21 protein-coding genes and 1 riboswitch are annotated in these 25,302 nt (G+C 66.4%); of the genes, 6 read left to right on the top strand and 15 right to left on the bottom strand.

The features are described 5' to 3' along the window. Positions 1-222 precede the first annotated feature (222 nt). The 5 genes from A5766_RS04925 to A5766_RS04905 form a co-directional block, all read right to left on the bottom strand. On the bottom strand, positions 223-1,029 hold the full coding sequence (locus tag A5766_RS04925; RefSeq protein WP_197501338.1) for a polyprenol monophosphomannose synthase: 807 nt from the start codon (positions 1,027-1,029) through the stop codon (positions 223-225). Beyond that, entirely contained in the window at positions 1,013-2,584 is a 1,572-nt protein-coding gene (gene lnt / locus A5766_RS04920; protein ID WP_231894552.1) for an apolipoprotein N-acyltransferase, read from the bottom strand. Before lnt ends, A5766_RS04925 begins: the two co-directional genes overlap by 17 nt. 258 nt (positions 2,585-2,842) lie before the next feature. Further along, a complete protein-coding gene (locus A5766_RS04915; protein WP_064863982.1) occupies positions 2,843-4,468 on the bottom strand; it encodes an amidohydrolase in 1,626 nt (541 codons plus the stop codon). A gap of 37 nt (positions 4,469-4,505) precedes the next feature. Beyond that, entirely contained in the window at positions 4,506-5,012 is a 507-nt protein-coding gene (locus A5766_RS04910) for an FxsA family protein (protein WP_064863981.1), read from the bottom strand. Between the two features lie 154 nt (positions 5,013-5,166). Then, positions 5,167-5,544, bottom strand: a complete 378-nt coding sequence (locus tag A5766_RS04905; protein ID WP_231894550.1) for a MarR family winged helix-turn-helix transcriptional regulator — start codon at positions 5,542-5,544, stop codon at positions 5,167-5,169. Positions 5,545-5,721: 177 nt separating this feature from the next. Between A5766_RS04905 and A5766_RS04900 the strand changes: the two genes are divergently transcribed. After that, positions 5,722-6,588: an alpha/beta fold hydrolase gene (locus A5766_RS04900; protein WP_064903637.1), complete on the top strand. Its 867-nt coding sequence runs from the start codon at positions 5,722-5,724 to the stop codon at positions 6,586-6,588. Positions 6,589-6,608: 20 nt separating this feature from the next. Here A5766_RS04900 and cobN read toward each other — a convergent pair whose 3' ends face one another. Beyond that, positions 6,609-10,238 carry a cobaltochelatase subunit CobN gene (gene cobN, locus A5766_RS04895; protein ID WP_064903634.1) on the bottom strand — a complete coding sequence of 1,210 codons (3,630 nt, stop codon included), beginning with the start codon at positions 10,236-10,238 and terminating at the stop codon, positions 6,609-6,611. Positions 10,239-10,250: 12 nt separating this feature from the next. Beyond that, positions 10,251-10,369: riboswitch (cobalamin riboswitch) on the bottom strand. A gap of 100 nt (positions 10,370-10,469) precedes the next feature. On the opposite strand from cobN, the gene cobG reads away from it, so the two are divergent. The 3 genes from cobG to A5766_RS04880 are packed head-to-tail and all read left to right on the top strand — an operon-like array spanning position 10,470 to position 13,883. Then, complete coding sequence (gene cobG / locus A5766_RS04890) at positions 10,470-11,681, top strand: precorrin-3B synthase (RefSeq protein WP_005202971.1); 1,212 nt, start codon at positions 10,470-10,472, stop codon at positions 11,679-11,681. A 41-nt stretch (positions 11,682-11,722) separates the two neighbouring features. Further along, positions 11,723-12,346 carry a precorrin-8X methylmutase gene (locus A5766_RS04885; RefSeq protein WP_005202969.1) on the top strand — a complete coding sequence of 208 codons (624 nt, stop codon included), beginning with the start codon at positions 11,723-11,725 and terminating at the stop codon, positions 12,344-12,346. 4 nt (positions 12,347-12,350) lie between these two features. Continuing rightward, complete coding sequence (locus A5766_RS04880) at positions 12,351-13,883, top strand: precorrin-2 C(20)-methyltransferase (RefSeq protein WP_005202967.1); 1,533 nt, start codon at positions 12,351-12,353, stop codon at positions 13,881-13,883. Between the two features lie 53 nt (positions 13,884-13,936). On the opposite strand, the gene A5766_RS04875 is transcribed toward A5766_RS04880, so the two are convergent. The 4 genes from A5766_RS04875 to A5766_RS04860 are packed head-to-tail and all read right to left on the bottom strand — an operon-like array spanning position 13,937 to position 17,470. Beyond that, on the bottom strand, positions 13,937-14,692 hold the full coding sequence (locus A5766_RS04875; protein WP_005202966.1) for a cobalt-precorrin-6A reductase: 756 nt from the start codon (positions 14,690-14,692) through the stop codon (positions 13,937-13,939). After that, positions 14,689-15,477 (bottom strand): precorrin-4 C(11)-methyltransferase, encoded by a 789-nt coding sequence (cobM, locus tag A5766_RS04870; protein ID WP_064903632.1) that lies wholly within the window; start codon positions 15,475-15,477, stop codon positions 14,689-14,691. The genes A5766_RS04875 and cobM overlap by 4 nt, the downstream gene beginning before the upstream one ends. Next, on the bottom strand, positions 15,474-16,697 hold the full coding sequence (locus tag A5766_RS04865) for a bifunctional cobalt-precorrin-7 (C(5))-methyltransferase/cobalt-precorrin-6B (C(15))-methyltransferase (RefSeq protein WP_005202963.1): 1,224 nt from the start codon (positions 16,695-16,697) through the stop codon (positions 15,474-15,476). Before A5766_RS04865 ends, cobM begins: the two co-directional genes overlap by 4 nt. Further along, a complete protein-coding gene (locus tag A5766_RS04860) occupies positions 16,694-17,470 on the bottom strand; it encodes an SDR family NAD(P)-dependent oxidoreductase (protein ID WP_005202961.1) in 777 nt (258 codons plus the stop codon). The genes A5766_RS04865 and A5766_RS04860 overlap by 4 nt, the downstream gene beginning before the upstream one ends. A gap of 69 nt (positions 17,471-17,539) precedes the next feature. On the opposite strand from A5766_RS04860, the gene A5766_RS04855 reads away from it, so the two are divergent. After that, positions 17,540-17,941 (top strand): pyridoxamine 5'-phosphate oxidase family protein, encoded by a 402-nt coding sequence (locus tag A5766_RS04855; protein ID WP_039854508.1) that lies wholly within the window; start codon positions 17,540-17,542, stop codon positions 17,939-17,941. A 27-nt stretch (positions 17,942-17,968) separates the two neighbouring features. Here the strand turns inward: A5766_RS04855 and A5766_RS04850 are convergent, their stop codons facing one another. Then, positions 17,969-19,129, bottom strand: coding sequence for a M24 family metallopeptidase (locus A5766_RS04850; protein ID WP_005202957.1), 1,161 nt, complete (start codon positions 19,127-19,129; stop codon positions 17,969-17,971). Positions 19,130-19,142: 13 nt separating this feature from the next. On the opposite strand from A5766_RS04850, the gene A5766_RS04845 reads away from it, so the two are divergent. Continuing rightward, positions 19,143-20,108, top strand: a complete 966-nt coding sequence (locus tag A5766_RS04845) for a 5'-3' exonuclease (protein ID WP_005202956.1) — start codon at positions 19,143-19,145, stop codon at positions 20,106-20,108. Here the strand turns inward: A5766_RS04845 and A5766_RS04840 are convergent, their stop codons facing one another. The 4 genes from A5766_RS04840 to tatA form a co-directional block, all read right to left on the bottom strand. Then, positions 20,109-20,999 carry a DUF4333 domain-containing protein gene (locus A5766_RS04840; RefSeq protein WP_005202953.1) on the bottom strand — a complete coding sequence of 297 codons (891 nt, stop codon included), beginning with the start codon at positions 20,997-20,999 and terminating at the stop codon, positions 20,109-20,111. A gap of 200 nt (positions 21,000-21,199) precedes the next feature. Continuing rightward, complete coding sequence (locus A5766_RS04835; protein WP_064903629.1) at positions 21,200-24,004, bottom strand: DEAD/DEAH box helicase; 2,805 nt, start codon at positions 24,002-24,004, stop codon at positions 21,200-21,202. A gap of 21 nt (positions 24,005-24,025) precedes the next feature. After that, entirely contained in the window at positions 24,026-25,009 is a 984-nt protein-coding gene (tatC, locus tag A5766_RS04830) for a twin-arginine translocase subunit TatC (protein ID WP_005202947.1), read from the bottom strand. Positions 25,010-25,029: 20 nt separating this feature from the next. Then, complete coding sequence (gene tatA, locus A5766_RS04825) at positions 25,030-25,302, bottom strand: Sec-independent protein translocase subunit TatA (protein WP_005202946.1); 273 nt, start codon at positions 25,300-25,302, stop codon at positions 25,030-25,032.

Raw genomic sequence — 25,302 nt, 5'->3', positions numbered from 1 at the left:
AGGCAGGGCGCCCCCGACGCCACCCCGGGGGGGGGGGGTCCAACCACCGCCTGCCCGGTTTTTTCTCCCTCCCCCCGCGGGGGGTCGAAATACCCCCCCACCCGGCTGCTGCGTATCGGTGGTTCAGTGTGACCCTGTGCCCGTCTCGGGGTGACTCTGTGCCCGTCTCGGGCCGCCGATCGGCTTCGGACCCGTCAACTTCAAGGTCCGACCGTCTCACGGTTATCCCCGCTTGTGCAGCCCCATCTTGTGCAAGCGGTTCTCGATACCCCAGCGTGCGACGCTGGTGAATGCCTCTGCCATCACGCCACCGCTCATCTTCGACGAGCCGACCTCGCGCTCGGTGAAGGTGATCGGAACCTCGCGAACGTCGTAGCCGGCCTGGATCGTGCGCCACGCCAGGTCGATCTGGAAACAGTAGCCCGCCGACTCGACCGTATCGAGGTCGATGGTCTCGAGTACCTTGCGCCGATATGCGCGGTAACCAGCGGTGATGTCGTGCACGTTGGTGCCGAGTGCCACACGTGCGTAGGTGTTGGCACCTCGCGAGAGAACCTCGCGGTACCTGGGCCAGTTCACGAGCTTGCCGCCGGGAACATAGCGCGACCCGATCGCGAGGTCGGCTCCGTCGTTCACCGCGTCGAACAGGCGGTACAACTGCTCGGGTGCGTGGCTGCCGTCGGCGTCCATCTCGACGATGACCGCGTAATCGCGGTGCAGGCCCCATTCGAAGCCGGCGAGGTAGGCCTTGCCGAGGCCGTCCTTCTCGACGCGGTGCATCACATGGATACGACCCTCGTCGTCGCCCTCGGCGAGTTCGTCGGCTACGTCGCCGGTGCCGTCGGGACTGGAATCATCGACGATCAGCACGTGGACGCCCGGCATGGCTGTCTGCACCCTCGACACAATTCGGGGAAGGTTCTCGCGCTCGTTGTACGTGGGGATGACGACCAGTGCGCGCGCGCCGTCGGATGCGACAATCCCGCCCTCGTCTTGGCTGGTCGCATCTCCGCTACCCGTTGTCACCACGCTCCTCCGACTCCCTTGCATCACCCTGTGCGACCGGTGTGCCACCGGCGCGGACCCCAAAAGGCCCGAGAGTGAACCTATAACGACGCGTCAGGACGACCAAAAGCCCACCCACCGTCACCACGACGATGATCCACTGTGGCCATGCCCCGAGGACGGTCGCGACGGTCTTGGCCGAGTGCAACGGTAAGCGATCGGCGAGTACCGCCGGGGTGAACACGCCCGACTCACGTGAGATGGATCCGTCGGGCTCGATGATCGCGCTCACTCCGCTGGTCGCTGCGACGACGACTGCCCGGCCGTGTTCGACGGCCCGGAACTGCGACATCGCGAGCTGCTGATAGGTCATTTCCGTTTTGCCGAAGGTGGCGTTGTTCGTCGGGACGTAGAGGATGCGGGCGCCGTCGTCGACTGCGGCTCGAGCCGACCTGTCGAAAGCGATTTCCCAGCACGTGGAGACACCGACGGTGATGTTGCCGGAGCGTCCGGGGACGGTGATCGCCGACGGACCGGTTCCGGGACGGAAGTTGCCGGCCATCGACGCGTACGACGAAAACATGCTGAAAAACGGACGCCAGGGCAGGTACTCACCGAACGGCTGAACAATGTGCTTGTCGTAGCGGGCGACGGGTCCGTTCGCGCCGTCCCACACCAGGACGGAGTTCGTCGGCCGACCGTCGGAGTTCATCACGAGCGTCCCGACGAGGATCGGCGCACCAACGGAGATCGATGCGTCGGTGATCTCTTGCGCGGCGTCGGCGTTGGTGAGCGGCGAGATGTCAGAGGCGTTCTCTGGCCACGCCACGAAATCGGGCTGTTCGGCGGTTCCCGCACGCACGGCGTCGGCAAGACGCATGGTCTCCCGAACGTGGTTGTCGAGGACAGCCCTGCGCTGAGCGTTAAAGTCGAGGCCGAGCCTTGGCACATTCCCCTGGACCGCAGCCACCTGAACCGACGACGACGCGACGTTGCGGTCGAGTGTGTCGGGGGTCAGGGCGATCGCTGCGATAGGCCCCACAAGGGCCAACACGACCGCCAAAGCCGCGGCGCGTGCCACGGATCCGCTGCCGGTCACGACTCGGGTGACGAGGACGATGATGAGCCAGGCCACCGCCGCGCCGAGCAATGCGACGGCGCCTGAGACGCCCGGCGCACCCAGGATGGATGCGAGGGGTAAGAGCGGTCCGTCGACCTGGCTGAATGCTGCTCTCCCCCAAGGGAATCCGCCGAACGGAACAGACGACCGAAGAGCCTCGATAGTGACCCACGACAGTGCAAACCACAGCGGTGGGCACGGGAGTCGCATGGTCAACACAGCGCACACACCGAAGAGTGCCGAGAACACCGCGAGCACGACGGACAAGGCGATCCACGGAAGCGGCCCCACGTACACGCCGATCCACGGCAGCAGCGGGATATAGAACGCCAGTCCGTAGATGAATCCGACGACAGCGCCGAGGCGGGCGCGGATCGGCCCGGAGAGCGCCACGAAGAGCAGGCCCATCGAGATGACGGCCATGAACCACCAGTTGCGCGGTGGGAACGCCGACCACATCGCCAGTCCCGCCACGACGGCCAGAGCCGCACGCACGAGAAGTGGGGTCCAGCGGGCACCAGCCAGCCTCGACCACCGTCGATCGGTGCGCTCGGGGGTGGCGGTCCGGGTGGCGGATGACTCCGTTGGGGTCACCGAGTCGTCTAGGCCTGGCGTCTTGTCGTGTAGTGAACTGTCATCTACCGCGTTGTTGTCTACGGCGTTCTTGTGTACGGCGTTCCTGTGTACGGCGTCGTTGTCTACCGAGTCGCTCACCGGTCAGTGACCCTCGGCGCGGTAGATGTCGCGACCACGGTGCACAGTCCGGACGCATCGTGGCAGCGCGCAGCCGGGCGAGACGTCGGGAAGTGCGGGCACGCGGGATCGCGGGTCCAGCGACCAGCGCTGAACGCTCTCGTGCGATCCGGCAACGACGAGTTCATCGACTTCCCAGACCGCGTAACTCGCGGGTGCGCCGACCGCCAGTGTGCCGGTGAGTCCGTCATTGATTCCTCCCGCGCGCCAGCCGCCTCGTGTCGAGGCCGCGAACGCACCACGTGCCGAGATGGCATTTCGGGGCTGATGATGATGGACGGCCGCACGTATGGTCACCCATGGATCCATCGCGGTGACCGGTGAATCCGACGAGAAGGCAAGGGCCACGCCAGCTTTGGCGAGTGCGGCGAAATCGTTCATCCGAGCGGCACGTTCGTCGCCGAGACGCTGAGCGTAGAGGTTTCCCGGTGCGCCCCACTGCGCATCGAACTGCGGTTGCATGCTCGCGACGACACCACACGCGGCCAGCGTCTGAGCCTGGGATGCGTCGACCATCTCCGCATGTTCGACGCGGTGAGCGCGCGACGCGAGCGCGGGCGTACCGAACTCGGCCGCGAGCGTGTCAAGTGCACTCACCACGGTCGCCGTTGCCGCATCGCCGATCACGTGAAAGCCGGCTTGCAGCCCTGCTTCGGTGCATGCGCGAAGGTGGTCGAGAACGGTCTCCGGCGAGAGGTAATCGATACCGGTGACGTCGGGTGCATCGTGGTAGGGCTCGAGGAGCCACGCCGTCCGCGAGCCGACCGCTCCGTCGATGAAGAGATCGCCACCGAGAGCGTCGGCGCCGGTGATCGCGACGAGTTCGCGAGCGTGATCGGTGTTCTGTGCTGCCTGCCCCCAATAGCGTCGGACCTCGACGGCATGGTCGAGTTCGCCGATGGCGAGAAAGTCGTCGAGACCACTGATGTCGGGTCCGCCGTTCTCGTGGATCGCGACGATTCCCATTGCCGCGGCAGCGTCGAGTGCGCGCAGTTGTGCGCGGGTCCGCGACGCGGGACTCACCAACGATCGTGCGGCACCGCGCACGAGGTGATGTGCCTCGGCGATCAGCGGCTCCTCCGGGTGGTAGCCCTGTGCGTCCTCCAAGCCGATGACCAGGCGTCGCAGCGCCGTCGACGCGACGGCGGAATGTTCGTCGACTCGGGCCAGGTAGACCGGGCGATTGCCGACGACCGCGTCGATGTCGGCGGTTGACGGGAACCGGCCGTCGGAGATCTCAGCACCCGACCATGTCGAACTGTCCCAACCGCGGCCCCAGATGAGGTCGCCTTCGTCGACGGTCGACACGGCGTCGGCGAGCATCCGGAGGCAGTCGGTGCGCGAGACGGCGTCGTTGAGGGTCAGTCCCGTGAGCGCGAGTCCCGTCGACGTCAGATGCACATGTGCGTCGACGAATGCGGGTGCGACGAAATGCCCTTCCAAATCGGTCACAGCCGCATCGGGATGGAGTGCCCTCCCGACGTCGTCCGCGCCCACCCAGGTCACGACGCCGTCGGTGACGGCAAGGGCAGTCGCGTCCGGGGTTGCAGAGGAATAGACGGTCCCACCAAGGAGCAGTTCGGTTGCCACGGTTGTTCAGTGTGCTCCCTGTGGGGAGGCCGGTGTATCAGTGGCCCCGCGGGAGCTGCGGCTGGTCGGCCGACCAGCCGGTTGACGAGTTCGGTGTGGAGTAGGCGGGATCGTCGACGACGGTGCCGTCGATGACGGTGCCCCGCTTGACCCCTGCCGGTCCGTAGGCACCCGCGCGGGTCATCGCAGACATCATCGTGCGTGTGCCGACTGCGGCCAGCACCGGACGCAGGACGCGTCGCGTCGGCGGAAGGAGCGCGATGGTTCCGACAACAGTGGACACCAGGCCGGGCACGATCAGCAGGATCGACGAGGCGCCGACCACGGCGGTGTCGGCGAGCGGGGCTCGAGCGTCGACTTCATTGCGCGAGGCGCGACGGAGTTCACCGAACACCTTGCGGCCCTGCCAGCGAAGGATGAGGAAGCCGACGAAGGAGGCCAGGATGGTGATCAACACCGCCCAGGCGAAGCCGAGCGTCATGACCATGGCCACGAACACGGCGATCTCGATCACCAGGTAGACGAGGAAGTACGGGAAGCGCATGGGTGTGCCTTTCTGGTCCGATACAGGTGAGCTTCGACACCCGACGCCGCATCGGAGATGTGCATTCACCCAGTGCAACGAACGAGCACCCGATTTTGCTCCCGTGTCGCTGCCTGGTTGACACTCTCCTGTTCGAGATGGCCTTGCCGGTCGGCTACGTAGGGTTCTGGTCGTCTGCGCTCCGGTCGGATGCCTCGCGCATTGCTTCGAGAAACCGTCCGATGACACCGAGTTCATCGCTGCTGAACTCGTCAAGTGCTGTCAGCGCGTCGTCCACGAGTGTCCCGAAAAACTCCCGACCAGTGCCACGTGCGCGCTCGGTGACGGTGAGCAGAACCTTGCGTCGATCCCCGGGGTCGCTGGTGCGCTCAATGAGGCCGGCCCGTTCGAGTCGGTCGAGCACAGACGTAATGGTCGCCGAGTTCACTCCCCCAAGTTTTCTTCCCAGCCAGGCCGGGGTCGCAGGCTCTGCGTCGCGTTCGGCGTCGAGCAGTGCAATCAGTGCGCGTAGATCGGTTGGATGAAGGTCCACTGTTCTTGCGAACCGCGCTCCTCGAATGTCCAAGTCAGTCATAAGCGCACGCAACTGACGGATCAGCAGATACCGCGGTCCACTCTCATCTGCGCGCTCACGGGACGTCACGGTTCTCGACCTTAGCGCCATGGTGGTATAGCTTGATCGACAAGTAACTAGATTATCGAGGTAAATATGCGCGAGACGACACCCTTTCTGGTCTCACCCGTAGGCAGACGATTCTCCGAGGCATATGACTCACTCATCAATCGTTGGCCACCGGGTACCCGCCGGTTCGATCTCGCGTCGCCTTACGGCAGCACGCACGTCGTCGCTTCGGGTCCCGATTCAGGTCGACCACTCGTTCTGCTTTCGGGTTCCGGGGCAACGCTGACGGAGTGGCATTCGGTGATCGAACAACTCAGTCGCCGACACCGCGTCTATGCGGTCGACATCCCGGGCCAGGTCGGTGCGTCAACACCGTCGAGCACGCCTATCTCGTCAGTCCCCGACCTCCTGGACTGGCTTGCCGTCACGGTGTCGACGCTCGGTGTCGACACACCGACGTTCATCGGCCATTCGTACGGGGCGATGATCGCTCTCGCCTTCGCCGGTGGTGGATTTCCGACCGACGGGCTGATCCTGGTCGAACCCAACTCGGTCTTCGGTGGTATGCGCGCCGAGTACCTCGTCCATGCATTGCCGATTCTCTTGTCTCCCAACGAGACCCGCGAACGGCGGTTTCTCGAGTGGGAAACCGGGTGTAGACCGCTCGACGAGAAGTGGACAGATGTCGCCGCACTCGGCGCGACAATGCCGACGACAAAACTCGTTATACCTCGGCGCCTGCGGTCCGTGCGACCGCAGGTCAGGCACCGCACTGTCATCCTCGCGAAGGAGAGCCGAGTGCACGACGTTGCTCGTATCGCGGAAAACGTCCACTCCACGTGGTCCGGTGCGCGGGTCGAGATCGTCGCCGATGCAACGCACCACAGCCTGCCGATGCACCCGTGCATCTTCGGCGACGTGCTTGTGGCGGCGCTCGACGAATCCGAGCGCTAGCACACGCTTATGGCCACCAGCTATTCCGACCGGCCCTCGATCTCGCCCTCGGCCTGCAGGTATACGGCCCGCAACTGGTCGAGCATGTCGGCCGGCGGCGTCGCCCACATATCGCGGTCGACCGCCTCGAGAAGGCGTTCAGCGATACCGTGCAGTGCCCACGGATTCGACTGATTCATGAACTCCTGATTGCGCTCGTCGAGCACGTAGGACTCGGTGAGCTTCTCGTACATCCAGTCGGCGACGACGCCGGTCGTGGCGTCGTACCCGAACAGGTAGTCGACGGTGGCCGCCATCTCGAAGGCGCCCTTGTATCCGTGCCGCTGCATCGCGGAGATCCACCGGGGATTGACGACCCGTGCACGGAAAACCCGACTGGTCTCCTCCGAAAGCGTGCGCGTTCGGACGGCGTCGGGTCGCGTCGAGTCGCCGATGTATGCCTCCGGGGATGTGCCGGTCAGTGCTCGGACCGTCGCCACCATTCCGCCGTGGTACTGGAAGTAGTCGTCGGAGTCGGCGATGTCGTGCTCACGGGTGTCGGTGTTCTTCGCGGCTACCTTGATCCTGCGATAGGCCGAACGCATGTCGTCGACTGCGGCGACGCCGTCGAGTTCGCGGCCGTACGCGTAGCCGCCCCACTCGGTGTAGACGCGTGCGAGGTCCTCGTCGCTGCGCCAGTCACGAGAATCGATGAGTTGCAACAGCCCCGCCCCGTAGGTTCCGGGTTTGGAGCCGAAGATCCTGGTCGTCGCGCGGCGTTGATCGCCGTGCTCGGCGAGTGCCGCGCGGGCGTGCGCCGCGACGAAGTTCTGGTCATCCGGTTCATCGGCCGACGCCGCGAGTGCGACGGCGTCGTCGAGCATGGTCACGACGTGCGGGAACGCGTCACGGAAGAATCCGGAGATCCTGACGGTGACGTCGATGCGCGGGCGACCGAGCTCGTCGAGTTCGATCAGTTCGAGATCGCGGACCCGCCGCGACGCCTCGTCCCAGATCGGCATGACGCCGAGCAGTGCGAGGATCTCGGCGACGTCGTCGCCCGAGGTACGCATCGCGCTGGTGCCCCACGCCGAAAGCCCCACGGAGGCAGGGTATTCACCGTGGTCGGTGAGGTACCGCTCCAGCAGGCTGTCGGCCATCGCCCGGCCCGTTTCCCATGCGAGACGCGAAGGAACAGCCTTGGGGTCGACGGAGTAGAAGTTGCGGCCCGTCGGTAACACGTTGATCAGTCCGCGCAGCGGCGAACCGCTCGGGCCTGCGGGAATGAAGCCGCCGTCGAGTGCGTGCAGAATGCGCGGAATCTCCCCTGCGGTCTGCCGCAGCCGCGGAACCACTTCGGTTGCCGCGAAACGCAATACGTCGCCGACAGCGGCGGGGTGGCCTGCCGCCGCATCCTCGACGGCCGAGGTCGACCACTCCCCTTTCGCGCACGCTGCCACGAGGTCGCGGGCGGTGGCTTCGACGGTGTCGACGTCGTTACGTACGGAGTCTGCGCCCTCGTCGAGTCCGAGCGCTTCACGCAAACCGGGCAAAGCCTCTGTGCCGCCCCACAATTGGCGTGCGCGCAGCATCGCGAGAACGAGATCGACCTCGGCGTCGTCGACCGGGGGTTCGCCGAGGACATGCAGTCCGTCGCGGATCTGAACATCCTTGATCTCGCACAGCCAGCCGTCGACGTGCAACAGCATGTCGTCGAAGACCTCTTCGTCGGGCCGCTCGGTGAGGCCGAGGTCGTGATCCATCTTCGCGGCGGTGAGCAGCGTCCAGATCTGCTGGCGAATCGCGGGGAGTTTCGCGGGATCGAGAGTCGAGATGTTCGCGTGCTCGTCGAGGAGTTGTTCGAGTCGTGCGATGTCGCCGTAGGATTCGGCCCGCGCCATGGGCGGGATCAGGTGGTCGACGAGCACCGCGTGCGCTCGACGCTTGGCCTGGGTGCCCTCGCCCGGGTCGTTGACCAGGAACGGATAGATCAGCGGGACGTCGCCGAGCGCGGCATCGGTGCCGCACTGTGCCGACATTCCCAGCGTCTTGCCCGGCAGCCACTCGAGGTTGCCGTGTTTGCCGATGTGCACGATCGCGTCGGCGCCGAAGCCCGGGATGTCCTGTGCAGCACCGGCTCTACCGGCGAGCCAGCGATAGGAGGCGAGGTAGTGATGCGAGGGCGGAAGGTCGGGGTCGTGATAGATCGCGACAGGATTCTCACCGAACCCGCGCGGCGGCTGCACCATGATCGCCACATTGCCGAATGTCAGTGCTGCGACGACGATCTCGCCGTCGGAGCTCTGCGATCGGTCGACGAAGAGGTCGCCCGGCGCAGGCCCCCAGTGCTGTTCGACGCCGTGCCGCAGTTCCTCCGGCAGCGTCGCGAACCACCTCTCGTAGTCGGTGGCGCTGACGCGAATCGGGTTGGCAGCCAAGGCCTCCTCGGTCAGCCAGTCGGAGTCCTGGCCGCCACGGTCGATGACCGCGTGGATCAGTGCGTCCGAATCATCCTCAGCCAGACCGGGAATCGCGTCCGGCCCCGATTCCGGGCCGATGTCGTAGCCTGCCGCGCGCAACGCATCCAGCAGACGTAGGAGGCTGCGGGGTGTGTCGAGGCCGACAGCGTTACCGATGCGCGCGTGCTTGGTGGGATACGCCGACAACATCAGTGCAATACGACGATCCGCGGGTGCGATATGCCGTAACCGGGCGTGCGACACCGCGATTCCCGCAACCCGGGCACATCGCTCGGTGTCGGGTTGGTACCAGGGCAGACCGTTCTCGTCGAACTCCTTGAAGGAGAACGGCACGGTGATGATGCGGCCGTCGAATTCCGGAACAGCCACCTGAGTCGCGACGTCGAGCGGCGAGAGCCCGTCGTCGTTGGCCTCCCAGTCGGCTCGTGGCCCGGTGAGGCACAGTCCCTGCAGGATGGGGATGTCGAGCGCGGCGAGGCGCTCGATGTTCCACGCCTCGTCGTCGCCTCCGGCCGACGCTGTGGCAGGTGTCGCGCCACCGGCGGCGAGGACGGTGACCACCAGCGCATCCGCGGTCGCCAGCAACTCGATGAGGTCGTCGGGCGCGGTACGCAACGAGGCGCAGAAGATCGGGATCGGCCGCGCGCCCCGCTCCTCGATCGCCGCGCATAGTGCTTCGATGTACCGCGTGTTCCCTGCGAGGTGCTGTGCTCGGTAATAGAGGACACCGATCACCGGCGCGGTGTCGGGAACAGCTCTGGTCGGCTGCCGCTCGAGAACTCCCCAGCCGGGAGTCTGTTCGGGAGGTTCGAACCCGTACCCGGACAGCAACACCGTGTCGGACAGGAAGTTGTGGAGGTTGGTGATGTTGGGCACCCCGCCGAAGGCGAGGTAGTTGTGGGCGTCTGCGGCCACCCCGGCGGGCACCGTCGACAGCGCCATCAGGTCGGGATCGGGTTGCTGCTCGCCGGAGAGGACGACTACCGGTTTCCCGACGGCGAGGACGGCGTCGAGCCCCTCCTCCCAGGCGCGGCGGCCACCGAGGATGCGAACGACCGTGAGGTCGGCGTCGGCGACCATGCCGGGAACGTCGTCGAGCAGGATTCGTGACGGGTTCGCGACGCGATACTCCGCGTCGCTGGCGTCAGCGGTGATGAGATCGGTGTCCGATGTGGACAGCAGCAGGATCATCGCAACTCCTCGGACTCCGACTCGCGCGGAGACATGTGGAACACAGGTCCGAGGTCGCAGGTCTGGCTTCGCAGGAGCCCGCTGCTCTCGCGTCACAGTGGCGCGACCGCGCCGGAATCGCACCGGCTTCCGCGCACCTCGTGCGGCTCAGCCTAGTGGAGAGCGTTCCGTGACGGTCGGACACGTCCCGCGCAGGTTCGCACCCGTCCGCCGACGCCTACGCTGGATACCGTGCGTGACCCCGCCTCCCCTTCGTCACACGGCCAGTCCCGTGAGCCCACCGGTGAGTCGTCGACGGGGCGAACAGCGTCGGACCGATGCCCCGGAGTCTTCACCCCGCACCCGTCCACCGACGGCGCACTGGCGCGTGTTCGTCTGCTCGGTGGATCGATCACGCCCGAGCAACTCGCGGTGCTCGCGCATGTCGCCGCACAGTACGGCGACGGTTTCGTCGATCTGACGGGGCGCGCCAACGTGCAGATACGCGGCATCGCCGATGTCGACGCCGTCGCCGACGCGCTCGTCGATGCCGGACTGGTGCCGAGCACCACGCACGAGAAGGTACGCAACATCGAGGTCAGTCCCTTCACCGGGCGCGTCGGCGGCCTTGCCGATCTACGTCCCCTGGCGCACGAACTCGACGACGCACTCCGCTCCGATCACAGCCTCGCGGCGCTATCCGGCCGGTTCCTCTTCGGCCTCGACGACGGACACACCGACATCGCGGGTGGCGGCACCGACGTGTGCGCCGTCGCGCGCAGCCGTACCGACGGATCGGTCGGTTTCGACATCGTCGTCGACGGCGAGATCGCAGGCTCGGTCGCCGACGACTCTGCCGTGACACAGGCGCTGCTGGGTGTTGCGCACGATTTCCTCGAGGTGGCGGGCAGTGCGTGGCGGATCGCGGATCTACCCGAGTCCGCGCGTGGCGACCTGATGGCGGTGACCCGGGACCGACTCGACCCGCCGCTCGAGCCAGGAGCTCTCGCACCGACGGCCGGCGATCCGCGAGTGGGGTGGTTCGACCAGGATGACGGCCGCGTGCTGCTCGGCGCAGTCGTCGAACTCGGGCGCCTGCCCGCGCGTCTCGCCGAATTCATCGCAGCCGTCGAAGCGCCGGTGGTGTTCACGCCAGACCGCGAAATCCTCGTCTGCGATCTCGGCGAGGGTGTTGCCGAGACCGTGGTGCGCGTCCTCGCTCCGATGGGACTCATCTTCGACGCCGCGTCACCGTGGGCACAGGTCAGCAGTTGTGCCGGCGCACCCGGCTGCTCGCGCGGGCTTGCCGAGGTCCGCGCCGACGTGAGTGAACGAGTCGAATCGGGGCCGCCCGTCACCGAGCGTGAACACTGGGTGGGCTGCGACCGTGGATGTGGGTCGCCGCGCGAACCGCACCTGCGGGTCGAGGCAACCAGCGCAGGATATCGACGCACACACGAGTGAGGATCAGGTCCTCTCGACCACCCCGATAGGGTTGAACAACTATGCCCGAATACCTACGCGACGCCGCCGAGATCTACCGGCAGTCTTTTGCCACCATCCGAGCCGAAGCTGATCTGTCCGGATTCGCCCCGGATGTCTCCGGGGTCGTCGTACGCATGATCCACGCGTGCGGCGAAACGGATCTGACGACGAACGTCGTCGCGACAGACGGCGTCGTATCCGCGGCACGGTCGGCTCTCGAGGCAGGTGCGCCGATCCTGTGCGACTCGACGATGGTCGCCAGCGGGGTGACGCGCAAGCGGTTGCCCGCCGACAACGAGGTGCTGTGCTACCTCGCGGAACCCGGCTTGCCTGCGCTCGCCGAGCAGTTGTCGACCACACGGACCGCCGCGGCCGTCGAGTATTGGCGTGACCGACTCGACGGCGCGGTCGTCGCGATCGGCAACGCACCGACCGCGTTGTTCGCGCTCCTCGACATCATCGATGCCGGCGCACCACGTCCGGCAGCGATAGTCGGTGCGCCCGTGGGATTCATCGGGGCCGCGGAATCCTGTGCGGCACTGGCGAACCGCGACGATCTCGAGTTCATCACCGTCACCGGACGTCGGGGTGGATCGGCGATCGTCGCCGCGGCGATCAACGCGCTGGCGAGTGCACAGGAATGACGTCATGAGCACATCACCCGACGCGGGGAACACATCGCGCAAGGCGGGCACCGGAAAACTCTGGGGCGTCGGACTCGGTCCCGGTGACAGCGAGTTGGTCACGGTCAAGGCCGCACGTGTCATCGCTGCGGCCGATGTCATCGCGTATCACAGTGCGCGCCACGGAAACAGCATCGCCCGAGGTGTCGCCGAGCCGTATCTGCGTGGCGATCAGATCGAAGAGCGGCTGATGTATCCGATCACGGTCGAGACCACCGATCACCCGGGCGGCTACCGTGGCGCCTTGAATGACTTCTACACCGACAGTGCCGAAACTCTCGCGGCGCATCTGCGGGCAGGACGGGATGTCTGTCTGCTGGCCGAGGGCGATCCGCTCTTCTTCAGTTCGTACATGCACATGCACAAGCGCCTCGCCGACGACTTCGACGCCGAGATCGTGCCCGGGGTGACGTCGGTGAGCGGGGCCTCCGCCGCGCTGGGCATCCCGCTCGTCGAAGGTGAGGAGACGCTGACCGTTGTGCCGGGAACACTCCCGGTCGACGAGCTGACCGCGGAGTTCGCCGGCGCCGACGCCTTCGCGGTGCTCAAGCTGGGTCGGACCTTCTCGACGGTGCGCACAGCCCTCGAACGCGTCGGACGGCTCGACGAGGCGTGGTACGTGGAACGGGCGTCAACCCCGGCACAACGTGTCCTGCCCGTCAGCGAGGTCGATCCGTCGGACGTCCCGTACTTCTCGATGGTCGTCGTGCCGGGCCGACGCAACAATCCGCGTTTCGATCCGACGGAGCTCGGGACCGGCGAAGTCGTGGTGGTCGGCCTCGGGCCGGGGGCCGCGTCGCAGACAACGCCGCAGGTGCGCGCCGAATTGTCTTCTGCCACTGACCTTGTCGGCTATCGAACCTATCTCGCGCGCGTCACGCCTCGGCCAGGGCAGCGGGTGCATGCCAGCGACAACCGTGTCGAGGCAGAGCGCGCAGAATTCGCGCTCGACCTCGCCTCCCGGGGTGCCCGCGTGGCCGTCGTGTCCTCCGGTGACCCGGGTGTGTTCGCCATGGCGGCTGCCGTCGCCGAGGTCGCGGCGCAATCGCGCTGGGCGGACGTACCCGTCCGCGTGGTACCGGGGGTGACGGCGGCAACCGCGGTCGCCGCGGTTGCCGGTGCCCCGCTGGGGCACGACTTCGCGGTCATCTCACTGTCGGACAGACTCAAGCCGTGGGAGCTGATCGAGGCGAGGATTCGGCATGCGGTTCAGGCCGATCTGGTGATCGCCGTCTACAACCCCGGCTCACAGAGCAGGACGTGGCAGGTGCCGCGCCTGCATGATCTGTTGCGCGAGATGGTCCCCGACGACCGTGTGCTCATCGTCGGGCGCGATGTCGGCGGACCGGAAGAGGCTCTGTCGGTGACGACTGTCGGCGCGTTCGATCCGTCGATCGTCGACATGCGCACGATGCTCATCATCGGATCGTCGGCGACGACGATTGCCGAGCGCAGCGGCGGTCGTCTGGTCTTCACACCGCGCCATCACAGCGTCTGATTGTCTCAGCGTCTGATTGTCACAGCGCCTGACTATCTCAGCGCCTCATTGACTCAGCGCTGACCGGCGAGCAGATCACACACGAGTCCGACGGCGACTTCTGCGTCCTCGACGGCGCGCGTCGCGGGTTCGCTCGGACGGTCGACCATCACGACCTCGATACCGAGAGTCCTTGCGGCGTCGAGCTTTGCGCGAGTCATGTCGCCGCCACTGTTCTTCGTGACGAGCACGTCGATGCCGTGCTCACGCATCAGGGCCGTTTCGTCGGATAGACGATACGGGCCACGCGACCGGATCACCGTGTGGTGCATCGGCATAGCGGTCTGCGGTGGGTCGACGACCCGGATGAGAAACCACGCTGACGTGTTCTCGGCGAAGGCGTCGACGTCCTGCCTTCCTGTGGTCAGGAATACGCGGGCTTGTCGACCGTCGAGATGCCTTGCGGCGCTGTGTATGTCCGGAACCCGAACCCAGGTATCTCCGTCACCCGGCGACCACGATGCGCGGCATAGCCGGACGAGAGGTAGTGCGAGGTCGTGGGTTGCCGCAGCGGCGTTGGCACTGATGCCACTCGCGAAGGGGTGTGTCGCATCCACGACGACGCGAATGGCGTTGTCGCGCAGCCATGTCCGTAGACCGGCCGCTCCCCCGAAACCTCCGATGCGTACGGCGCCGACGGGCAGTCGCGGCTCGGCAACCCGGCCGGCAAGTGAACTGATCACGGGAATGTTCTCGGCGACGAGTCCGGCGGCCAGCGCGCGAGCTTCGCCGGTGCCCCCGAGCACCAGCACAACCGGTGTATCGGTCATGTCGTCGATGAATTGTCGTCGTGGGCGCCGCTGCGAAGTTTTGTCATCCGTGCCTGCGAGTAGAGATAACTGTCTGTGGGGGTCGAGGTTCCCGGGTCGAGCACCTTGCCCACGAAGATGACTGCGGTGCGTCGGATCCCGTGGTCGTCGAGCTGCTGCGGCAGGTCCGACAGCGGGCACCTGATCACCACCTGATCGCTGCGGGACGCGAAGGCGACTGTAGCCGTAGGGCATTGCGGCCCGTAGTGTTCGGCGAGTGCTTCGACGATCTGTGGCGCGCGGTGCGCAGCGAGGTGCAACGCGAGGGTGACACCCGACTGCGCCAGGCGCGCGAGTTCTTCACCTGGCGGCATGTCCGTCGACAGCGTCGACATGCGGGTGATGAGAAGACTCTGGCCGACGCCGGGCACGGTGAGTTCGGTATCGAGGGCCGCCGCTGCCGCGGCGAAGGCCGGTACCCCCGGCACGATTTCGGTATCGATACCCAGGCGTCTGAGCTCACGGTGTTGCTCGGTGAACGCCGAGTACAGCGAGATGTCGCCGGAATGCAGGCGTGCGACGTCGCCACCGGACGCGTGTGCCTCGACGATGTGCCCGATGATCTCGTCGAGCGGCGTCCGAGCGGTGTCGATCAGGGTGGCGTCGGCCGGACACAGGTCGAGAAGTTCCTGCGGGACAAGCGATCCGGCATAGAGACAGGTGGTGCATTCACCCAGGATGCGGGCGCCACGCAGGGTGATGAGGTCGGGTGCGCCCGGACCCGCACCGATGAAATAGACGGTCACGACTCATCGTCCGTCCGTGTGACCACCCACTGCACGATCGGGAGTGCGGGGCGCCATGTGGTCATGGAACCGAGCGGTTCGACGGTTTCGATGGAGAATCGTCGAAGAGTTCCACCGACGCGGCGGTGCCAGTCGACGAGCAGTGACTGGGTTTCGACCGTGACAGCGTTCGCGACGAGGCGCCCACCCGGGAGCAGCGCGTGCCACGAAGCGGTCAGGACCTCGTCGTCGAGTCCTCCCCCGATGAAGATCGCATCCGGATCCGGTGCGCGGCGCAGTGATTCGGGCGCGGCGCCCAGCAGGGTCAGCGCGCCCGCCACACCGTGACGGACGGCGTTGCGTCCGAGTCGCGCGGCACGAACCTGGTCGCGTTCGAATGCGATGGCGGTCCCGTCGGAGTCTGCGCGCAACCACTCGATCGCCACGCTCCCCGACCCGGATCCGATATCCCACAGGATAGCTCGCCCACCCGGTGCGAGGGCCGCGACGGTCAGCGCTCGTACCGCCGACTTGGTGAGTTGGCCATCATGCTCGTAGGCGTCGTCGGGTAGCCCCGGTAGTCGGGTCGTGCTGGGTCCGACACAATCGATGGCGACGATGTTGAGCGCATCGTGGGGTTGAGGTCGGTACGAGCGCGCAACGGACTCGACGGTCCGTTCTTGTGGACCACCGAGTTGTTCGAGAATCGTCATCGTCGACCAGCCGAACCCGTTGCGCACCAGCACCTCGGCGATCGCGGCGGGTGTCTGCGATCCCCTGCTGAGCACGAGGATCCGACGGCCGTCGGTCAACGCGGGCACCACGACGTCGGCGTCGTCGCGCAGCGTGCTGATCACCTGTGTGCGGGACAGGTCCCACCCGAGTTCGGCGCAGGCGAGACTCGCCGATGACACGGTGGGGAGCACTCGAACCCGGTTGCGCCCCACGGCATTGACGATCGTGGACCCGACACCGTGGAACATCGGATCGCCGCTGGCCAGTACGTGCACCGGGGAGTGAGAAGTGGCGGACAGCACCTGCTGTAGGTGCTCGGACATCGGCGAATGCCATGCCACCGTCGTCGCGTCGAGGTCGGGAAGGAGTTCGAGTTGGCGTGTCGACCCGTATACGACTGTGGCGCTGCGTAATTCGTCGCGTGCACGATCGGTCAGTCCTGCCCACCCGTCGGCGCCGATCCCGACGACGACGAACTCCGATGTGTCCGTCGCCGCGGCCGTCATCGGGGCAACCTGCGCCAGATCGCGCGCGGTACGAACTGCATCGCGAATCCGACGAAGCGCAGTGGTCCGGGAATCCACACCTCCCAACGACCGCGGTGGTACGCCCGTGCCACCGCGTCGGCCACCTGTTCGGCGTCGACCGACATGGGCGCGGGCTTGGTGCCCGAAGCCATGAGTTCTGCTGTCATGTTGCCGACCACGAAACCCGGTCGGGCGAGCAGTAACCGGACGCCCGATCCATGGAGTGCGTCCGACAACCCACTGGCGAAGCCGTCGAGTCCCGCTTTCGCCGACCCGTACACGTAGTTGCCGCGACGTACCCGCACACCGGCGATCGACGAGAAGACGATCATGGTGCCCGACCCCTGCCGCCGCAGTGCGTTGGCCAGCGGCGTCAGCACACTGATCTGGCCGACGTAGTCGGTCTGGGCGATCTGTAGCGCGTGCGCGACGTCGGTTTCGGCGCGATGCTGATCGCCGAGAATGCCGAACGCGATGATCGCCGCGCTGATCGGTCCGTGATCGGCTGTGATCGTCTCGATGAGCGACGAGTGCGTCTGCGTGGCATCGGCGTCGAACTCGACGGCGATGACGTTGTCGGCGCCCGCCGCGCGCATCGCGGCGATCTCCTCGTCGAGGTCGTCGGACCGGCGCGCGGCAAGGACGACGCTGCGGCCTGCGACGAGCCTCTTCGCGAGGGCGATCCCGATCTCGCTGCGTCCACCGAAGAGGACAACGGTTCCCTGGTCGTCGTGTGAGTTGCTACGCGCCATGACAGGCAGTATTCCACCGGCCGACAGGCAGCCGACAGCGGCGCCACCGCGGTGGCTATCGTTGGCGCCATGCCGCGTACTCCGGAGAACCTCGGTTCCGCTGCGCTCGACTTCTTGGGCGAGCGACACCTTGCGTCACTCGCGACGCTCCGACCCGACGGCACACCACACGTCGTTGCCGTCGGATTCACGTACGACCCCGACAGCGGATTGGCTCGGGTGATCACTCGTGAGGGCAGCCAGAAGGTGCGCAACGCCGAGCGCGGCGGCTATGCCGCGGTGACCAACGTCGACGGTCCGCGGTGGCTGACGCTGGAGGGCCCCGCGACCGTTCATCGCGATCGCGACCGCGTTGCGGAGGCCGAACGGCGCTACGCCCAGCGATATCGCGAGCCGAAACCGAATCCCGAGCGCGTCGTCATCGAGATCGACGTGCAGCGTGTGCTCGGTTCGCACTCGCTGCTCGATTGATCGTCACCCCTCCCGTGGGGCGTGGGTCTACAACACCACCAACTCGTGCGGGCGCACATTGACCGGTTCGCATCCGTCGTCGGTCACGATGACGATGTCTTCGATCCGCGCGCCCCACTGCCCCGGGAAGTACACGCCCGGTTCGATCGAGAACGCCATCCCGGCCTCGAGGACGAGATCGTTGCCACTGACGATGTAGGGCTCCTCATGAACAGAGAGGCCGATGCCGTGGCCGGTTCGGTGGATGAAGTTCTCGCCGAATCCTGCGTCGACGAGTACCTCGCGCGCTGCGGCGTCGACCTTTTCGGCGGTCACTCCCGGACGTACGGCGGCAACCGCGGTCCGCTGAGCGAGCTCGAGCGCGGCATACGCACGTGCCCTGTCGTCGTTCGGCTGGGCGAAGCAGTATGTCCGCGTGGAATCGGAGTTGTAGCCCGGTTCGACAGGTCCCCCGATGTCGATCACGACGATGTCGTCGGGTTGAATCACTCGCTCTGACTGCTCGTGGTGCGGGTCGGCGCCGTTCGGTCCCGACCCGACGATGATGAATTCCGGCGCGGTGTGCCCCTCGGCCACGATCGCCTCGCCGATGTCGGCGGCGACGTCGGCTTCCGTGCGTCCCGGACGCAGCCACTCACCCATGCGTGCGTGTACCCGGTCGATCGCGGCGCCTGCGCGTCGAAGGGCCTCGACCTCGTTGTCGTCCTTGATCATTCGCATCTGGCGAAGTACCGGCGTCGCGAGGACGGGGGTGGCTCCCAGACGATCTGCGATCGGCACCAGATGCAGCGCAGGCATCGACTCGGAGACCGCAACCGCAGCGGGAGTCGGCAATCCGGCAACCGCCAGCGCGTGTGCGTCATCGCCGTCGACCCAGTCGACGACGTCGATGTCGAGTTCGCTGACCGCGGAGTCGCGCACGGAGGCGAGCTCGAGTCGAGCAATCACCAGCCGAGGGGTGCCGGCGGCGGGGATCACCAGGGCCGTCAGACGCTCGAAGGTGTCGGCCCGCGAACCGGTGAGATAGCGCAGGTCGGGGCCGGGAGAAACGATGAGGGCGTCGAGTCCGGCTTTGCCGGTCAGCACGGCGGCCCGTGCAAGGCGACGGCGGTACACCTCGGCGTCGAAACGCTCTTCTGCAGTGGCGGTCACGAGTCGAAGCCTACGCGGATGGCAGAGTTGAGACATGCCAGGATCCGTGATGTTGCTCGACGGCGCAAGCCTGTGGTTCCGCTCGTTTCACGCACTGCCCGAGAAGCTCACCGCGGCCGACGGACGGCCCGTGAACGCGGTCCGTGGATTCGTCGACACGATCGCCTCTCTGGTGTCCCAACACCATCCGACGCGTCTCGTCGTCTGCCTCGACCTCGATTGGCGGCCCGCGTTCCGCACGGATTTGTTGCCGTCCTACAAGGCCCACCGGGTGGCGCAAGAGGCACCGCATTCCGGCGATGCAGGTCGAGAAGAACCCGACATCGAGGAGGTTCCCGACACCCTCACGCCGCAGGTCGACATGATCCTCGACGTGCTGGCCGCCGCGGGACTCACGACATCGGGAGCGGTCGGGTGCGAAGCCGACGACGTCATCGGCACACTCGCAGCGACCGAGGCCGACGACGACGTGATCGTGGTCAGCGGCGACCGCGATCTGCTCCAGGTCGTGGCCGACGACCCGGTGCCGGTGCGCGTGCTCTACGTCGGACGCGGGCTGGCGAAAGCCGAGCTGATGGGGCCTGCAGAGGTTTCCGACCGATACGGGGTGCCCGTCGAGCGCGCGGGTACCGCCTACGCGGAGATGTCGATGCTGCGCGGCGACCCGTCGGATGGTCTGCCCGGCGTCGCGGGGATCGGCGACAAGACCGCCGCGAAACTGATCACCACCTACGGCGACCTCGACGCACTCGAGGCTGCCGCCGACGACCCCTCGTCGACGCTCACCCCGCGCGTGCGGTCAGCACTGCGTGACTCCGCGGACTACCTCCGTGCCGCGCGCACCGTGGTCACTGTCCGCACCGACGCACCGACGGTGGAGAGCATCGATGACGATCACCTGCCGTCGGCGCCCGCCGACCCCGAGCGACTCGCCGACCTCATCGACGAACTGCGTATCGGTACGTCGGTGGGAAGGCTCGCCGATGCGCTCGGGTGGGAGTTGGTCTCGCGCTGATCAGCTCGTGGGACGCGACACCGCGTACTTGCCGTCGTCGTCGAGAATTGTGACCTTGACCTGCTGTTTCTGGCCTCCAACGGTGACAGAGCAGCTGAACGAATTGCCCTTCTTCACGCTCTGACCCGACGGGCACGAGACGTTCGAGACATCGGTCGCCTGGTAGTCCTTGGTCAGCACCTGCTTCACGCCGTCCTGAACCGCATTCTGATCGAGCGACTTCGGTGCCCACCCCGGCCAGGCGAACGCGGTGATGAGCAGGATCGCGGCAATGACGACCACCGCTCCGATACCGCCGAAGAGGGCCACGCGCTTGTTCTTCGACGACCCCGACGCGACCGACATCGCCGAGAACTGGTCACCCTGCTGGCCGGGCTGACCGAACTGACCCGGCTGGGTTGCCGTCTCACCCGCGGCTCCTGCCTGCCCGTACTGCCCCGGCTGGCCGTACTGACCGGGCTGACTGGTCTGACCGGGCTGTCCGTACTGGGGCGGCTGACCGTACTGGCCCGGCTGCTGTGGCTGGCCGTACTGAGGAGGTTGCCCGTACTGGGGCTGGCCTGCCTGGCCGTACTGGGGCGGCTGTCCGTACTGGCCCGGCTGCTGTGGCTGGCCATACTGGGGAGGTTGCCCGTACTGGGGCTGGCCTGCCTGGCCGTACTGGGGCGGCTGACCGTACTGGCCCGGCTGCTGTGGCTGGCCATACTGGGGCGGCTGCCCATACTGACCCGGCTGCTGAGGTTGGCCATACTGGGGAGGTTGCCCATACTGGGGCGGCTGTCCGTACTCGGGCGGTTGCTGGGAGTTCTGCCCCTGCTGGCTGTCCTCGCGCGGCTGATCACCGGTCGAGGACTGGTCACCGGCGTTGTTGGGATCGTACGGATGGCTCATGCGTCTCTCTCTCGATCGGCCCGGCAGTGGCGCACCGGTGTGCAATGTCGAACGGTCACGGTATCGCGGCGTGACGCACTCTCCCCTGCCGTCGTCGCCGACCGATATGCGAAGTGAAGGTTACCCCAGCGAACTGGGGTCGTCGGTCAAGCGGTACACGACTCCCGATCACGTCAACCCGGCCGCGTACGCCCACTACGTCAACCGAGTTCGGCAGCGACAACACCGCGTCTGATCGCTCCGACCGCCGCGCGCGCCGAACGGGCGAGCGGAGCTTCGTCGCCGACGCCGAGTCGGACCTGTTCGAGCAGGTCGACGACCTGCCGGTTCCAGCGAACGAAGTCGCCGGGCGAGAGCAGGGTGCCGCGTTCGCCCGCAGCGGCCAACGACTCGGTCAGTGATCGACCCGACGCCCAGAGCGACACCGCGACAGAGAAACCCGTGTCCGGCTCGCGTGTCGGCGACACCCCGTGACGGCGCTCGACGTCGGTGACCTGACACCAGATGTCGAGGGTCGCGGCGATCGCGGTCCGCAGCTCGACGTTTCCGGGCATCGCGTCGGCGCCTGCATGACTGTCACGACGCGACTCGAACACCATCGCGGCGATCACCGCAGCAAGTTGCGGCGGTCCGAGCCTGTCCCAGATTCCGGCGCGAATGCACTCGGTCACGAGGAGATCGCTCTCGCTGTAGATGCGACTGAGGAGCTGACCGGTGGGTGTCACCACCACCTCGCCACGCTCCTTCTCGACGTACCCGAGTTCGGTGAGCACGCCGACGATCCTGTCGAAGGTCACGCCGAGTGTCGATGTGCGCTCGCTGTTCGAGCGTTCCGCCGACACGATGTCCCGCACGAGCCGGTTTCGTTGCTCGGCCAGTCGGAACAGGTCGTCGCCGTTGTCGAGCTGATGAGCGGGGTGGGCGCGCAGTTGATGGCGCATCCGTGCCAGCTCTGTATCGTCTGCCGCCAGCGCCCGCTTCTTCTGACGGCCCCGCGGCATTTCTATCCCGGTCGACCGCAGTGCCGATGCCAGGTCGCGTCGACCGCGTCCTGTCCTGCGGTCGGGGTTCTTGGGTAGCCGCATATGACCGAGAACCTCGGGCGGATTCACGAAATCCCGTGTACCCACGCGGCCACACCAGGCGTACTCGCTGAGAACGAGCGGCTTGGGATCTGCAGGCTGACTCGCGGCCTCGAGCACCACGGCGAGTCCGCGGTGGCGCCCCGATGACACACCGATGACATGTCCGCGTTTGAGTCCGGCGAGGTCGGCGACCGTCGACTCCTGCGTCGCCACCCGGCTGCGGAACTTGAGATCACGCTCCCGTCTGCGAATCTCCTCGCGCAGGGTCACGTAACCGAGGAAGCCTCGATACGAGTCGGATCCGTCGGCCGGATCGTCGTCGTCGAGTGCGGTGATGGTGCCGGGTTCGATGCCGCGTTTGTCGGCGGCTCCCGCGAGCTCGACGTCGAGTTTGCGCAGTCGGCGGTACATGTCGTCGACCTTGCGGGATTGTCCGACGACGGAGCGGTCGGCCTGGAACTGCGCGAACGACCTGTTCAGCAGCTCACGTGATCCCGCGAGTCCTCGACGGCCGATCAGGTTGACCGCCATGTTGTACTCGGGCGCGAAGGAGCTGCGCAGCGGGAACGTACGCGCCCCCGCCAGGCCCGCAACTTGTTCGGGAACCAGCTCGGGCGTCCACACGACAACGGCGTGGCCCTCGACGTCGATGCCCCTACGACCGGCGCGTCCGGTGAGCTGGGTGAACTCGCCGGGTGTCAGATCGACGTGTGACTCTCCGTTGAACTTCACCAGGCGTTCGAGAACCACCGAGCGAGCAGGCATGTTGATACCGAGCGCAAGGGTTTCGGTGGCGAACACCATCCGCACGAGCCCTCGGACGAACAGTTCCTCCACCGTGTGACGGAACGTCGGGAGGAGGCCCGCGTGATGAGCCGCGAACCCACGCTGCAATCCCGCACGCCACTCGTCGACGCCGAGTACGTCGGCATCTCCTGGGGCGATCTCGGTGAGATGGCGGTCGATGACTTCGTCGACGGCACTCGACTCCTCGGGCGTCAGCAACGACAGTCCCGATCGCAGACATTGGGCCAAGGCGGCGTCGCACCCCACGCGCGAGAAGATGAAGCCGATTGCGGGCAGCAGGCCCTCGCGATCGAGGCGAGCAACGAGTTGCGGACGCGAGAGGGCGCCCGGTCCCCTGCCGCGCGTCGACCGCGGTCGTCCACGACCGGAACGTCGATCGTGCCCACGACCGCTGTCGCGCTCGTCGGCCAATAGCATCCGGTGTCGGATGTAGCGTTTGAGTTCGGGGTTGACCTGGGGTTTGCCACCGTCGCGGTGAGAATCGAACAGGTCGAACAGGCGCGAACCGACGAGCATGTGCTGCTGGAGAGGCACCGGTCGATGTTCGTCGACGATGACGGTGACCTCGCCCCGTACGGTCTGAATCCAGTCGCCGAACTCTTCGGCATTACTGACCGTCGCCGACAAGCTCACCACCCGCACCGACGGATCGAGTCCGAGAATGACCTCCTCCCAGACCGCGCCGCGAAAACGATCGGCGAGGAAGTGAACCTCATCCATCACCACATGCGAGAGCCCCTGTAGTGCAGGTGAATTCGCATAGATCATGTTGCGGACGACCTCGGTGGTCATCACCACCACCGGGGCGTCGGAGTTGATCGAGCTGTCGCCGGTGAGGAGCCCCACATTCTGTCTGCCGTGAACAGCGACGAGATCGGCGTACTTCTGGTTGCTCAGCGCCTTGATCGGGGTCGTGTAGAAGCACTTTGTCCCGGCAGCCAACGCCAGATGCACCGCGAACTCACCGACGATCGTCTTTCCTGCACCGGTCGGCGCACACACCAGCACTCCCTGGCCGTCCTCGAGTGCGCGGCAGGCCAGACGTTGGAACTCGTCGAGCTCGAAGGAGAGGCTCGCCGCGAAGCGGTCGAATTCCGCGTGGTCAGTTGACATCGGTCTCAGCGGACATCGGGGTCAGAGAACATCGTCGAAGGTCGAGGCGTCGCGCACGGAGGCGCGGCCCTGCGGGGCCATTCCCGACGACACCGACGTGGGCGCTCCGACCGTCGACGGTCGCGGACGCGGCGATACATCGGGCAGAGGGCTCGCCTGGTCGTCTGGGATCGACGCCCAGTCGGGTGTGTTCCGATCGCGGCGCCGGTCGTTGAAGCGCGAGAACTGAATGGCCACCTCGAGCAGCACGGTCAGGGCGAGCGCAAGGGCGAGCATGGTGAACGGATCCTGGCCAGGGGTCACGATGGCCGCGAACACGAACAGGGCGAAGATCAATCCGCGACGCCAGGCCTTGAGCCGCGGATAATGCAGTACACCCACAGTGTTCAACGCGACGATCAGCAGAGGCAGCTCGAAGCTCACGCCGAAGATGATGAGCAGGTGGATCATGAACCCGAAGTACTGATCGCCCGCCAGCGCGGTCACCTGCACGTTGTTGCCGACGGTCAGCAGGAAGTGGAAGGCCTTTGCAACGACGAGGTAAGCCAGCACAGCGCCGGCCACGAAGAGCACCGCGGCTGCCGTCACGAACGAGATCGCGTACTTGCGTTCCTTCTCCAGCAGACCGGGAGTGACGAACTGCCAGATCTGGTAGAGCCACACCGGGCACGCGAGCACGACGCCCGCGGTCAGTGCGACCTTGAGGCGCAGCATGAACTGATCGAATGGCCCTGTCGCCAGGAGGCGGCAGGAGTCGTCCGCGGTCAGGGTCGCGCGGGATGACGCGGGTAGCGAACAGTAGGGCTCACGGAGCAGATCGCCGAGCGTCGGGAGTCCGAATATCCCGTAGGAGTACCAGACGAAGCCGAGGATCGTCGTGACGACGATCGCGGCCATCGAGATGAGCAGACGGGTACGCAGCTCGAACAGATGCTCCACCAACGGCATCGTGCCGTCGGGGTTGAGTTTGCGCTTGCGGTACCTCGGGTCGAATGGAATCCGCACTCAGGTGTCCCAGTGCGCGGCTACGCCGACTTCTTGGTCTGATCCGGGGTGGATTGCGCAGTGGTGCTCGCGTCGGAGGACGGGAGTTCACGCTGCGGTGTGGCTTCGTCGGGGGATGCTGTGGTCTTGGGAGGGGTCGAATCGCCCTCGCGCTGCATCTCCTGGACCTCGCTCTTGAAGATCCGCAGCGACTGACCGAGGCCACGCGCCGCGTCGGGAAGCTTCTTTGAGCCGAACAGCAGTAGCACGACCACCAGCACGATCAGCCAGTGCCACCACGACATTGCACCCAT

The sequence above is a fragment of the Gordonia sp. 852002-51296_SCH5728562-b genome (assembly GCF_001665475.1).
Taxonomy (GTDB): Bacteria; Actinomycetota; Actinomycetes; order Mycobacteriales; family Mycobacteriaceae; genus Gordonia; species Gordonia sputi.
The sequence above is the reverse complement of the archived record's forward strand: the minus strand, read 5'-3'. Positions and strand labels throughout refer to the sequence as shown.